A 12,418-nucleotide genomic window follows, 5' to 3' on the forward strand; every position below is an offset into this window, starting at 1 on the left:
CAGCACGGCCCCCGTCCGCTCCCCCGCCAAAACCACGGCCGCATCCCGCGCAGCAGACGCCTCGTCCACGGTCAGCGTCCGATCGGCGGCCCGGAACCGCAGCGCGTAGGCGAGCGACTTCCGCCCCTCACCGAGCTGCTCCCCCTCGTACACGTCGAACAGCCGCACGGACTCCAGCAGTTCACCCGCGCCCTCGCGCAGCGCGGCCTCGACGTCGGCGGCGGGCACGTCCCGCGCGACGACGAGTGCGACGTCCTGCGTGGCGACGGGGAACGTCGAGATGCGCGGCGCGGCGAGCGGACCGCCGCCCGCCCGCTCCAGCAGGTCGAGCTCGATCTCCATGGCGCAGCTGCGCTCCGGCAGGTGCAGCGCCTTGACGACCCGCGGGTGCAGTTCACCGGCGTGGCCGACGAGGGTCTCCTCGCCGTCCACCGTGACGTACAGCGCGGCGCACCGCCCCGGGTGCCAGGGAGCGTGCCGGTCGCTGCGCACGGTCAGTTCGACCCCGGCCTCGCGGGCGACGGTCCGTGCGGCCTCGACGGCGTCCGCCCAGTTCGCCGGACGGCCCTTGCCCCACCAGCCGGTCTGCTCGCGGGCGCCCGCGAGGACGACGGCGACGCGGCGCGGCTGGCGCGGCAGCGCGGCGTCGATCCGGGCGATCTCCTCGGCGGTGGGCCGCCGGTCGACGGGCAGCCGCTCGGCCTTGCGCTCCTCGCCGGTCGGCCGGAAGACCAGCCCGGTCTCGAAGAGCGCGAGGTCGTGCGAGCCCCGCCCGTCGTTGCGCCGCAGCGCGCCGAGGAGCCCCGGCAGCAGCGTCGTGCGCATGGCGGGCTCTTCGTCGGAGAGCGGGTTGACCAGCTTCACCAGCGCGCGGCGCGGGTCGTCCGGCTCCAGGCCGAACTGGTCGAGCACCTCGGTGCCGATGAACGGGTAGTTCAGCGCCTCCACGTACCCGGCGCCGGCCAGCGCGCGGCCGACCCGGCGGTGCAGCCGCTGCCGGTCGGTCAGGCCGAGGCCCGCGGGGGGCCTGGGCAGCGTCGAGGGCAGGTTCTCGTAGCCCTCCAGCCGGATGACCTCTTCGGCCAGGTCGTTCGGGTCGGTCAGGTCGGGCCGCCACGACGGCACGGTGACGATCAGCTCGTCCTGGCCGTAGACGTCGCAGCCGACCTGCTGGAGGCGGCGTACGACGGTCTCGCGGCCGTAGTCCACGCCCGCCACCTTGTCCGGGTGGTTCGCCGGGATGGTGATGGTGTGCGGCGCGGACGGCGTGACGATCTGCGTGACCCCGGCGTCCGCGGTGCCGCCCGCGAGGAGGACCAGCAGGTCGACCGTGCGCTGCGCGGCGGCAGCGGCGGCCTCCGGGTCGACGCCCCGCTCGAAGCGCTTGGACGCCTCGGAGGCCAGCTTGTGGCGGCGGGCGGTGCGGGCGATGGAGATCGGGTCGAAGTGCGCGGCCTCGACGACGACCTCGGTGGTGGTGCCCTCGGTGTCGTCGATCTCGGTGTCGGCGCCGCCCATGACGCCGGCCAGGCCGATGGGCCCGCGGTCGTCGGTGATCACCAGGTCCTCGGCGTCCAGCGTGCGCTCGGCGCCGTCGAGGGTCTTGAGCTTCTCGCCCTGCTCGGCCCGGCGCACGCCGATCGTGCCCCGGATCCGGGAGCGGTCGTACGCGTGCAGGGGCTGCCCGAGCTCCAGCATCACGTAGTTGGTGATGTCGACGGCCAGCGAGATCGGGCGCATGCCGGCCTTCTGGAGGCGGCGCTGCAGCCAGATCGGGGAGCGGGCCTCGGGCGACAGACCGGTGACGGTGCGCGCGGTGAAGCGGTCGCAGCCCAGCGGGTCGGCGATCCGCACCGCGGGGCCGAAGGCGTTGGGGCCCGGCACGTCGAGCAGCGCCGGGTCGCGCAGCGGCAGCCCGTAGGCGGTGGCGGTCTCACGGGCGACGCCGCGCATCGACAGGGCGTAGCCGCGGTCGGGCGTGACGGCGATGTCGAGGACCTCGTCGACCAGTTCGAGCAGCTCGATCGCGTCCGTGCCGACCTCGTGCTCGGGCGGCAGGACGATGATGCCGCCGCTGCCGTCGTCGCCCATGCCCAGCTCGTCGCCGGAGCAGATCATGCCGTGCGAGGTCTTGCCGTACGTCTTGCGCGCGGCGATGGCGAAGTTGCCGGGCAGCACCGCGCCGGGCAGCACCACGACGACCTTGTCGCCGACGGCGAAGTTGCGGGCGCCGCAGACGATCTCCTGCGGTTCGCCGGTGCCGTTGGCGGTGCCGACGTCGACGGTGCAGAAGCGGATGGGCTTCTTGAAGCCCTCCAGCTCCTCGATGGTCAGCACCTGGCCGACGACGAGCGGCCCCTTGAGGTCGGCGCCGAGCTGCTCGACCCGCTCGACCTCCAGGCCGGCGGAGACGAGCCTGGCCTGCACGTCGCGGCCGGTCTCGGTGGCGGGGAGGTCGACGTACTCCCGCAGCCAGGAAAGCGGGACCCGCATCAGATCTCCATCCCGAACGGCCGGGTGAACCGGACGTCACCCTCGACCATGTCTCGCATGTCTTCGACGTTGTGGCGGAACATCAGCATCCGCTCGATGCCGAACCCGAAGGCGAATCCGCTGTACTTCTCGGGGTCCACACCGCAGGCGGTGAGCACCCGCGGGTTGACCATGCCGCAGCCGCCGAGCTCGATCCAGCCCTCGCTGGAGCAGGTGCGGCAGGGGCGGTCGGGGTTGCCGACGGACTCGCCCTTGCAGACGTAGCAGAGCATGTCCATCTCGGCGGACGGCTCGGTGAAGGGGAAGTAGTTCGGCCGCAGCCGGGTCTTCATGTCGGCGCCGAAGAGCGAGCGGACCATGTGGTCCAGGGTGCCCTTCAGGTCGGCCATGGTCAGGCCCTCGTCGACGGCCAGCAGCTCGATCTGGTGGAAGACCGGGGTGTGCGTGGCGTCCAGCTCGTCCGTGCGGTACACGCGGCCGGGGCACACGACGTAGACGGGCGGCTCGCGGTCCAGCAGGGCGCGGGCCTGCACGGGCGAGGTGTGGGTGCGCAGCACGACACCGGACTCGTCGCCCGTGGTGCCCTCGGGGCCCTGGACGAAGAAGGTGTCCTGCATCTGCCGGGCCGGGTGGTCCGGGGTGAAGTTGAGGGCGTCGAAGTTGAACCACTCCGCCTCGACCTCGGGGCCCTCGGCGATCTCGTACCCCATGGACACGAAGACGTCCGCGACCCGCTCCATCATGGTGGTCAGCGGGTGCCGGGCGCCGGGCGGCACGAGGTCGTACGGCAGCGTGACGTCCACCGCCTCCTCGACCAGCACGCGGGCGTCCCGCTCGGCCTCCAGCTCGGCCTGGCGGCCGGCGAGCGCCTTGTTCACGGCGCCGCGGGCCTGGCCGACGAGCTTGCCGGCGGCGGCCTTGGCGTGCGGGGGCAGGGCGCCGATCTCGCGGTTGGCGAGGGCCAGCGGCGAGGTGCCGCCGGTGTGGGCGACCTTGGCCTCCTGGAGCGCGTCGAGGTCCCCGGCGGCGGCGAAGGCGGCGAGCGCCTCGTCCCGCAGGCGCTCGATCTCTTCCGGTTTCAGTGCCTCGACCTCAACAGGGTCGTACGACTTGTTCGGTGCCGACATCTCTTCCCGTGCTTCCGATTGGTTGGCCTACGGTCCCCGTCGCGACCGGCGGGACGCCCTGTCCCGTGTGTGGGGACGCAGAAGTGCCAGACGCCGATTCTACCGGGGGTGAGGTGTGCGAATGCGCCCGTGGGGGCCCGCGCTGCGGTTAGAGCAGGTACGCCGGGGTGCCCACGGGCAGCGTAAATCGGAACTGCGCGCCGCCCTCGGGGGCGCGGCCGACGGTGATGGTGCCGCCGTGGGCCTCGACGATGCCCTTGACGATGTACAGCCCGAGGCCGGTGCCGCCGCGCTTGCTGCCCCGCCAGAAGCGGGTGAAGACGCGGTTCATGGACTCCTCCGGGATGCCGGGGCCCTCGTCGCTCACGGTGACCGACGTGCAGGCGTCCTCCCCCTCGCGGGGTGAGGGTGCGGGCTCTACGTCGATGGTGACGGTTCCCTCGCCGTGGCGCACCGCATTTTCCAGCAGGTTGCTGAGCACCTGGTCGATCTTGTCGGGGTCGGCCCACAGGTCGGGCAGCGGCTGGCCGATGCGCAGCAGGAACCGGTCGGCGGCCTGGCCGGAGGCGACGTACGCCTGGATGTGGCGGCCGACCGCGGCGCCTATGTCGACCGGCTGGCGGCGCACCTCCAGGCGTCCCGAGTCGATCCGGGAGATGTCGAGGAGCTCGGCGATGAGGCGCGTGACGCGGTCGGCGTCGGCGTCGACCGTCTCCAGCATCAGCTTCTTCTGGTCGTCGGTGAAGCGCTCCCACTTGGCGAGCAGCGTGGCCGTGAAGCCCTTGACGGAGGTGAGCGGCGAGCGCAGTTCGTGGGCGACCGTGGCGATCAGCTCGGCGTGGCTGCGCTCGGTGCGCCGGCGGGCCTCGGTGTCGCGGAGCGAGACGACGACCCGGCGGACCGGGCCGGTGGGCCGCTCCCGCACGTACCGCGCGGAGACCAGGACCTCGCGGCCGCCGGGCAGCAGCAGGTTGCGCTCGGGCTGTCCGTTGCGGATCGCGAGACCGCCGTACGGGTCGGTCAGCTGCCACCAGCGGCGGCCTTCGAGGTCCTCCAGCGGCAGGGCCCGGTCGAGGGGGCGGCCGAGGGCCTCGGCGGCGGGGGTGGCGGTGATCCGGACGGCCGCGGCGTTGAAGCGGACCACCAGGCCGTGCTCGTCGGCGATCACGAGTCCGTCGGGGAGGTCGTCCGGGTCGACGCCGGCTTCGGCGGGGTCGGGGTGCCGGGGCGCGGGAGCGCCGTGCACGTCGTGTGCCCGCAGCGCGCTCTGTGCGCCACTCGTGCCGACACTCATCCCCGTACCCCACCTCTCGTCCGGCATCCGGGGGCAACCTCCCTGCTCAAGCGCAGCCGAGAGCTTGGGGGCGGATCCCCGGGCCCGTCACCCTACTAGCTGGGAGTGACGGAACGGACCCCCTCAGGAACGAGCGCCGCGGGCACGCTGCGCGCGTGCCGAGGCGTAGAGACATACGGCGGCGGCCGTCGCGAGGTTCAGGCTCTCGGCCCTGCCGTGGATCGGCACGCGCACGACGGCGTCCGCGAGCGCCCTGGTCTCGGCCGGGAGCCCCCACGCCTCGTTGCCGAACACCCAGGCGGTCGGCCCGCCCATGGTGCCCTTGTCGAGCTCGTCGTCCAGGTCGTCCTCGCCCGCCCCGTCGGCGGCCAGGATGCGGACGCCGGCGTCCCGGAGCCCGCGCACCGCCTGCTCGACGGGCACGCCGACCGCGACCGGCAGGTGGAACAGCGAACCGACCGAGGCGCGTACGGACTTGGGGTTGTAGAGGTCGACGGAGGCGTCGGTGAGGACGACGGCGTCGGCGCCCGCGGCGTCGGCGCAGCGCAGGACGGTGCCCGCGTTCCCGGGGTCGCGCACGTGTGCCAGCACGGCGACCAGCCGGGGCCGCGCCTCGACGATCCGCTCGAAGGGCGTGTCGAGGAACCGGCAGACGCCGACGAGTCCCTGCGGGGTGACGGTGGTGGAGATGTCGGCGATCACGTCGTCGGCGACGAGGTGCACGCGGGCGCCGGAGCCGCGGGCCTCCCCCACGATGTCGGCGTACCGCTCCGCGGCGTCGACCGTGGCGAACAGCTCGACGAGCGCGGGCCGGTCCCCGGTCCGGTACGCGGCGGCCTCCCGCACGGCCTGCGGTCCCTCGGCGAGGAACAGCCGCTCCTTGCCCCGGAAGCTGCGCCGGGCGAGCCGCCGGGCGGCGGAGACCCGCTGCGAGCGCGGGGAGAGCAGCTCGGGACCGCTGGACATGGGTTCACCTTCGGTTCACGGCGGGAGGAGGCGTCCGCGGCAGGGGGACGGCGCGGCGGGGAGAGCGGCGGGAAAAACGAATGTGGGCCCGCAGCCCGGAGGCAAGCGAGCCCACACCACAAGCTTCGGCCTAGGCCGGCGCCGGTGTCACGCGGCCTTGGGCGCGTTGACGTCCGACGGCAGGGCCTTCTGCGCGACCTCGACGAGCGCGGCGAACGCGTTGGCGTCGTTGACGGCCAGCTCGGCGAGGATCTTGCGGTCCACCTCGATGTTGGCGGCCTTCAGACCCTGGATGAGGCGGTTGTACGTCATGCCGTTCTGGCGGGCCGCAGCGTTGATGCGCTGGATCCACAGCTGACGGAAGTCACCCTTGCGCTTCTTGCGGTCGTTGTAGTTGTAGACCAGCGAGTGGGTGACCTGCTCCTTGGCCTTGCGGTACAGGCGCGAGCGCTGACCGCGGTAGCCGGAGGCCGCTTCGAGGATCGCCCGGCGCTTCTTGTGGGCGTTGACTGCCCGCTTGACGCGTGCCACTTGTTAACTCCTTGTAGCGGGACCGTGGGTGTCGTCACACGGTCCGAAATCGATGGGGTCCCGGTCCTGACGTACGGCGCGCAGGCGCCGGTACGTCACTTGCCGAGAAGCTTCTTGATCTTCTTGGTGTCGCCGGGGGCCATCTCGGCGGTGCCGGTGAGGCGCCGCGTCACGCGGGACGACTTGTGTTCGAGCAGGTGGCGCTTGCCGGCGCGCTCGCGGAGCACCTTGCCGGAGCCGGTGACCTTGAAGCGCTTGCTGGCACCGCTGTGCGACTTGTTCTTCGGCATAGCGCCGTTCTCTCCTCGTCAGTGGCGTTCCTGTGCCCGGTCGTGAGACCGGGCACAACGGAACGTCATGTCTATCGGTTGACGTCCCCGGACTCGCGTCCGGAAACCTCCGGGGCCGGTGCCCCGGATCAGGCCTCGGCCGGAGCCTCGGTCTCGGCGACCTCCGCGTCGGGAGCGTCGTCACCCGTGTGGTTCTGCGACTTGCCCGGGTTGGCCTTCGCCTCCGCCTTGCGCGCCGCCTGGGCCTCACGGGCCTCGGCCATCGCCTCGGTCTTCTTCTTGTGCGGGCCGAGAACCATGATCATGTTTCGGCCGTCCTGCTTCGGGTTCGACTCGACGAACCCGAGGTCCTCGACGTCCGAAGCCAGCCGCTGCAGCAGTCGGTAGCCGAGCTCCGGCCGGGACTGCTCGCGACCGCGGAACATGATCGTGATCTTGACCTTGTCGCCCTGCTTGAGGAACCGGACGACGTGACCCTTCTTGGTGTCATAGTCGTGCGGGTCGATCTTCGGCCGGAGCTTCATCTCCTTGATGACCGTGTGCGCCTGGTTCTTGCGCGCCTCACGGGCCTTCATGGCCGACTCGTACTTGAACTTCCCGTAGTCCATGAGCTTGCAGACCGGCGGGCGCGCAGTCGCGGCCACCTCGACCAGGTCGAGGTCGTACTCCTGCGCGAGCTCCAGGGCCTTGGCAAGCGGGACGATCCCGACCTGCTCGCCGCTGGGGCCGACAAGTCGCACCTCGGGTACACGAATCCGGTCGTTGATGCGGGGCTCGGCGCTGATGGATCCTCCTCGGATAGCACCACACGGCTGTCTGGCAGACAGCTCGCGTACGTCTTCTCACCGGACCAACCGCCGTGGCGCATGAAAAATGCCCCGGACGGGACACAGGCGGTGGCTCCAAGGATGACCGGAGCACCGCCGCGGTCAACCGCGGGGCGCATATCCAGCGGCTCCATCGTCCGTACGGAACGATGGTGGCCGCCTGACCGGGTGACCCGCCGTCCCGGAGGGCGGTCGGGTGGGAGATCGGAGCCTCCACTTGCGGGCCGGGCACAGGAGTGTCCGGCCGGTCGTTACACAAGGTTAGCAGCTCCCCCGGGGATGGTGCCAATCGATGGCGCACACCGCCCGGGCGCCCTGCCGGGTGTCTCCCGCGGGCGGGCCGCGGCGGGCCTGGGCCTATCGTGTGGGGCATGAGTGACACCCCTCCTGAGTCCCCCGGCTTCGACGACATGACCCGCGACATCGCCGAGGTCCCCGCGGTCGAGGTCCTGGTCACGGTCGCCGTGAACCTGATGAGCGCCGCCGCTGTGAAGCTCGGCCTGACCGAGGAGGGCGACAAGTACAAGGACCTCGACGAGGCGCGCAAGCTGGTCCACGCGCTGGCCGGCCTGCTCGACGCGAGCGCGACCGAGATCAGCTCCTTCCACGCGGCCCCGCTGCGGGACGGCCTGAAGTCGCTGCAGCTGGCGTTCCGCGAGGCCTCGCTCGTCCCGGACGAGCCGGGCCAGGGGCCGGGCGAGAAGTACACGGGCCCGATCTTCGGCTGAGCTCGCCCCGTCCCGTTCCCTTCCCTTTCCCTCCGGCCCGTTCCGGCCCGTTTCGGGCCCGTCGGCAGGGGCGGATCCGGGAGGGGATCTATCCGCGTACGTACAAGGGCTCGCCCGGTGGCGTCGTCCCGGCCGGCAGGAGTGCCAGGTCGAGGCCGCGCACCAGGCGGGCCCTCAGTGTGTCGTCGGCCGCGAGCCGCCGGGCGACGGCCCGGGCGGTGTCCGCCGGTGCGGCGGCCGGGTCCAGGACGAGGGCGAGGGTGCCGTCGGCCTGTCCGGCGCCCAGGTGGGCGCTGAGCACCAGGGGCTCGGCGGCGACCGCGGCGCGCACCGCGGCGACCACCGCCGGGTCGGCCAGCGGGTCCGTGGTCGTACGCCCCTCGGCGAGCGCCAGCAGTGCCGGGCCGGTCAGCTCGTACGCGACCGGTCCCGCGAGGTCGAGGACCACCGTGTCGGCCTTCTCGTGGGCGGCGGCCTGAAGTGCCTGGTGCAGGGGGACGGCGACGGGACGGGCCGCCGGGTCCCAGCGGGCCAGTGAGGCGGTGGAGGTGAAGGCAGGCAGCGCGGTCCGGCCGCCGGCCTTGAGGGTGGGGACGGCCATGTCGCTGGTCTTCTCACGGCGCAAGCCGTTCTCGTCCTCCTCCACCTCCCCCAGCACGGCGACGACGGGGACGAGGAGCCGGGCGTCCCTGAGCGCCGCCAGGACGGGTCCGTGCGCGGTGCGGTCCTCGGCCCAGGCCGCGAGCGCCGCGCTCAGCCGGGGGTCGGCGGAGCCGTCGTCGTCGGAGAAACCGGGGTCGGGGATGTTCTTGTTCGCCACGGGCACCGAGCCTATCGGTGGTGTCCGCCCCGCTCCGCCGGTGGGCCGCCGCCGGCCGGTCGCGCCCCCGCGCCGGAACCTGAACTCGCTCGTTCGCCGGGTTCAGGAGTTTCTCAGCAAGCCCTGACGCGCTTCTCACCCGCGGCCGACCGGGCGCACAGGTGCGCCGACCAGGCTCGCGGCATGTTCCTCCTCGGATCCGGCCGGCCCGGCGGCCGTCCGCCGCGTGCCCGGCCGCTCGGGCACGCGGCGGTCGCCTCCCTCGTGCTCCTCGGGGCCACCGCCTCGGGGACGGTGTACGCGGACGCGCGGGTGCACGGCGCCGGCGGCCTCGTATCCTCTTCGGCGTCACCCGCGACGACCGCGACCACGGAGGCGACGGTGGAGGCTGCGACCGCTGGAAGCCCCGCTTCCCCGGCGAACCCTGACGCGCTGCTCGCCAAGGCGCTGCGGGACGTCCCCGTCGAGGCCGGAGCGCGGCTGTCGGTGGCGGTGCTGGACACGGAGTCCGGGGACGGTGCGGGGTGGCGGTGCTGGACGCGGCGTCCGGGGACGGTGCGGGGTACGGGGACGGGGCGTTCGACACCGCGAGCATCGTGAAGGCCGACATCCTGGCCGCGCTGCTGCTGCGGGCCCAGGACGCCGGGCGCCGGCTCACCGCGCAGGAGAAGGCGTACGCCGCCACGATGATCCGGGACAGCGACAACGCGTCCGCCACCGCCCTGTGGGAAGCGATCGGCCGGGCGCCGGGCCTCGCAGCGGCCAACGCGCGCCTGGGACTCGACGCCACCGAGGGCGGGGACGGGACCCTGTGGGGGCTGACCCGGACCACGGCGGCCGATCAGCTCACCCTGTTGCGGCGGATCTTCGAGGACGAGGGCGAGGGCGGGGACGAGGACGGAGCCGGGGACGGGAGCGGCCCGGTGCTCGACGCGGACTCCCGGGCGTACCTGCGCGGGCTGATGGGGGAGATCGCCGAGGGGCAGGACTGGGGCGTGTCGGCCGCCGGGCCGTCCGGGTACGCCCTGAAGAACGGGTGGCTGCCGCGGAGCGCCACCGGGCTGTGGGTCGTCAACAGCGTCGGACGGGTGGTCGCGGACGGCCGCGCGTATCTGGTCGCCGTGCTGTCGGACGGCAACTCGACCAAGGAGAGCGGGATCGCGACGGTGGAGGCGGCGGCGAAGGCGGCCGTGTCCGTGTTCCGGACCGCCGCCCCCTGACGCGCCGCGGGAGCGCGGGGCCGGGCCCGGCGGCTCAGGGGGCCCCGGTGTCGTGGGGGCGTCTGCTGCCCCGCCAGAGGACGACCGCCACGACGAGGAGGACGCCGCCGGCGCTGCCCGCCAGCGGGCCGGCCCAGGCGGTCGAGGGGCCGTCCTCCTCGGCGGTGTCCGGGCCCTCGCCGAAGTACCGCTCCGAGCGGGCCGCCGCCTTCCGCTCCCCCGGTTCCAGGCGGGCGGCCGCCTTGATGGCCGCCGCGGGGTCCACGAAGCCGTACCCCCGGGAGTCGTCGCGTCCGCCGGAGGGGGCGTTGCGCGCGGTGTCCTCCAGGAGGTCCTTGATCTGCGCCGGCGACAGGCCGGGGTGGGCCGCCTTGACGAGGGCGACGGCGCCGGAGACGAAGGCCGAGGCGGCGCTGGTGCCCCAGCCCTCGTAGTACTTCCGGTCGGGGTCGGCGATGACGACGTCGACGCCGGGGGCGCTGACGGTGGCGTACCAGCGGCGGGTGGAGAACGAGGCGCGGGTGCCGTAGCGGTCGACCGCGGTCGCGGCGATCACGCCGGGGTAGGCCGCCGGGTACGAGATGTGGTCGCCCCGCTCGCCGCCGTTCCCGGCGGAGGCGACGACGGCGGCGCCCTTCTTCAGGGCGTACTGGACGGCCGCGTCCTCGGAGGCCTCCGGGTGGGCGGACTCGGAGTCGTCGCCGAGGGAGAGGTTGATGACGTCGGCGCCCTGGTCGGCGGCCCACCGGATGCCTTCGGCGAGGGCGTTGCCGCGGGTGTTGCGGGCCTTGCCGCGGGCCGTGTCGCCGTCCTCCAGGATCACGCGGACGGGGAGGATCTTCGCTTCGGGAGCGATGCCCATGACGCCGTCGGCGTTGCCCGCGCCGTGTCCGTGGCCCGCGATGATGCCGGCCATCGCCGTGCCGTGCCGGGCCCAGGGCCGGTCGCCGCGGGCCGCGCCGAAGCCGACCATGTCCCTGCCGGGCAGGACGTTGCCCGCCAGGTCCGGGTGCTGGTCGTCGACGCCGGTGTCGAGGACGGCGACGGTGATGCCCTCGCCCTTCGTCGTGCGCCAGGCCTCCGCGGTGTGCATCGCCTCCAGGGCCCACTGCTTGGCGCGGATGCCGTCGGCGTACGCGGTGGTGGTGGGCAGGAGGGCGAGCCCGGTGGCCAGGGCGGCGACCAGGAGTGCCCTTCCGCGGGGCGCCCGGCGGGGCCGGGTTCCCCGGTGTGCCGTGCGGGTCATGACGGCTTCTCCGTGGCCGGGGAGACGGTCCTGCGCAGGCTCCGTTCGACGCGGTCGGCGAGGCCCTGCGCGTCGTGGCCGAGTCCGGCCTGGGCGGTGGGGGTGGTGGCGCCGGCCTTCATCGCGTCCTCGGCGGGCTGCGGTTCGATGACGGCGCGGCCGTCGGCGAAGCCGGAGACCGCGTAGGCGACGACCGGGGCGTCGGTCAGCACCGACAGCGTCCACGACGCGCGCTGGCCGTCGCCGAAGCCGGCGGCGACGGTGCCCTTCGCGGCGTACGCGCGGGGCATGAGGTCGCGCCGGCTGTCGAGCCCCTGCTCCTCGAAGCGGCGCTTCAGGGCGGACATGGCCGCCGCGTCGGCCTTGGTGAAGAGCAGGCCGACCGTGGTGACGTGGCTGCGGGTCGCGTCCGTGTAGGTGGCGCGCAGCAGCCGCAGGCAGCCGGCGGGCGCGAGGGCCTTGCGCAGGAGGGGGTCGAAGGCCTTCTCGCAGTCGCTGTCGGGGGCCACGGCGACACGGGTCCAGACGCGGTCGGCGCCGCCCGGACCGGCGCCGTCGCCCTTGACCGTGGGCGGGAAGAGCTCGTCGACGGGGACGCTGTGCCACAGGTCGGCCGCGGCCGTGAAGGCGTCCGGCTTCGCGGACCCGTCCGCGTCGCCCCCGGTGAGCCAACTGCCCGTCACCGCGCCGCCGATGAGCCCGAGGCCGAGCACCACGCAGGCCGCGGCGGCGGCCACGCTGGCGCGGCGGCGGGGTCCCGCGGGGCGCGTCCGCGCGGTGTCCTGGTCGCGGGTGTCGGGCTCCGCGAGCGACACGAACGGGCGGTGCGCCGGGCCCGCCGTTCCGGCCGCCCCCGCCGGGGGGACGTGCCGGGAG

11 protein-coding genes and 1 pseudogene are annotated in these 12,418 nt (G+C 73.7%); 2 read left to right on the top strand and 10 right to left on the bottom strand.

Going from position 1 to position 12,418, the window contains the following annotated elements:
* From pheT to infC, 7 genes and pseudogenes are all read right to left on the bottom strand, one after another.
* The coding region (gene pheT / locus FGF04_RS20155; protein WP_149513730.1) for a phenylalanine--tRNA ligase subunit beta at positions 1-2,493 on the bottom strand (2,493 nt) is incomplete at its 3' end.
* On the bottom strand, positions 2,493-3,620 hold the full coding sequence (gene pheS / locus FGF04_RS20160; protein WP_149512721.1) for a phenylalanine--tRNA ligase subunit alpha: 1,128 nt from the start codon (positions 3,618-3,620) through the stop codon (positions 2,493-2,495). The genes pheT and pheS, both read right to left, overlap by 1 nt.
* Before the next feature lie 148 nt (positions 3,621-3,768).
* Positions 3,769-4,914: a sensor histidine kinase gene (locus FGF04_RS20165; RefSeq protein ID WP_149512722.1), complete on the bottom strand. Its 1,146-nt coding sequence runs from the start codon at positions 4,912-4,914 to the stop codon at positions 3,769-3,771.
* A 123-nt stretch (positions 4,915-5,037) separates the two neighbouring features.
* Positions 5,038-5,880, bottom strand: a complete 843-nt coding sequence (locus FGF04_RS20170) for a TrmH family RNA methyltransferase (RefSeq protein ID WP_149512723.1) — start codon at positions 5,878-5,880, stop codon at positions 5,038-5,040.
* A gap of 147 nt (positions 5,881-6,027) precedes the next feature.
* The gene (gene rplT / locus FGF04_RS20175) at positions 6,028-6,411 is read right to left on the bottom strand and encodes a 50S ribosomal protein L20 (RefSeq protein WP_003970214.1); all 384 of its coding nucleotides are present in this window, start codon (positions 6,409-6,411) and stop codon (positions 6,028-6,030) included.
* Positions 6,412-6,506: 95 nt separating this feature from the next.
* Positions 6,507-6,701, bottom strand: coding sequence for a 50S ribosomal protein L35 (rpmI, locus tag FGF04_RS20180; RefSeq protein ID WP_149512724.1), 195 nt, complete (start codon positions 6,699-6,701; stop codon positions 6,507-6,509).
* 128 nt (positions 6,702-6,829) lie between these two features.
* A pseudogene (gene infC, locus FGF04_RS20185) lies at positions 6,830-7,511 on the bottom strand (translation initiation factor IF-3).
* A gap of 388 nt (positions 7,512-7,899) precedes the next feature.
* On the opposite strand from infC, the gene FGF04_RS20195 reads away from it, so the two are divergent.
* Positions 7,900-8,256 (top strand): DUF1844 domain-containing protein, encoded by a 357-nt coding sequence (locus tag FGF04_RS20195; RefSeq protein ID WP_149512726.1) that lies wholly within the window; start codon positions 7,900-7,902, stop codon positions 8,254-8,256.
* A gap of 88 nt (positions 8,257-8,344) precedes the next feature.
* On the opposite strand, the gene FGF04_RS20200 is transcribed toward FGF04_RS20195, so the two are convergent.
* Positions 8,345-9,076, bottom strand: a complete 732-nt coding sequence (locus FGF04_RS20200) for an SseB family protein (protein WP_149512727.1) — start codon at positions 9,074-9,076, stop codon at positions 8,345-8,347.
* A 524-nt stretch (positions 9,077-9,600) separates the two neighbouring features.
* On the opposite strand from FGF04_RS20200, the gene FGF04_RS20205 reads away from it, so the two are divergent.
* Positions 9,601-10,296 (top strand): serine hydrolase, encoded by a 696-nt coding sequence (locus FGF04_RS20205; RefSeq protein WP_408055645.1) that lies wholly within the window; start codon positions 9,601-9,603, stop codon positions 10,294-10,296.
* A gap of 34 nt (positions 10,297-10,330) precedes the next feature.
* On the opposite strand, the gene mycP is transcribed toward FGF04_RS20205, so the two are convergent.
* Positions 10,331-11,542, bottom strand: coding sequence for a type VII secretion-associated serine protease mycosin (gene mycP / locus FGF04_RS20210; RefSeq protein ID WP_149512728.1), 1,212 nt, complete (start codon positions 11,540-11,542; stop codon positions 10,331-10,333).
* Positions 11,539-12,418, bottom strand: an 880-nt coding sequence (locus FGF04_RS20215; protein WP_235882419.1) for a hypothetical protein, incomplete at its 5' end; no start/stop codon positions are given. The genes mycP and FGF04_RS20215, both read right to left, overlap by 4 nt.

Source organism: Streptomyces apricus, from assembly GCF_008369065.1.
Lineage (GTDB): Bacteria > Actinomycetota > Actinomycetes > Streptomycetales > Streptomycetaceae > Streptomyces > Streptomyces apricus.

What these genes read in the sequence shown, in the direction of transcription:
- pheS (WP_149512721.1), bottom strand. Translation starts at nt 3,620, where the DNA reads ATGTCGGCACCGAACAAGTCGTACGACCCTGTTGAGGTCGAGGCACTG.
- FGF04_RS20165 (WP_149512722.1), bottom strand. Translation starts at nt 4,914, where the DNA reads ATGAGTGTCGGCACGAGTGGCGCACAGAGCGCGCTGCGGGCACACGAC.
- FGF04_RS20170 (WP_149512723.1), bottom strand. Translation starts at nt 5,880, where the DNA reads ATGTCCAGCGGTCCCGAGCTGCTCTCCCCGCGCTCGCAGCGGGTCTCC.
- rpmI (WP_149512724.1), bottom strand. Translation starts at nt 6,701, where the DNA reads ATGCCGAAGAACAAGTCGCACAGCGGTGCCAGCAAGCGCTTCAAGGTC.
- FGF04_RS20195 (WP_149512726.1), top strand. Translation starts at nt 7,900, where the DNA reads ATGAGTGACACCCCTCCTGAGTCCCCCGGCTTCGACGACATGACCCGC.
- mycP (WP_149512728.1), bottom strand. Translation starts at nt 11,542, where the DNA reads ATGACCCGCACGGCACACCGGGGAACCCGGCCCCGCCGGGCGCCCCGC.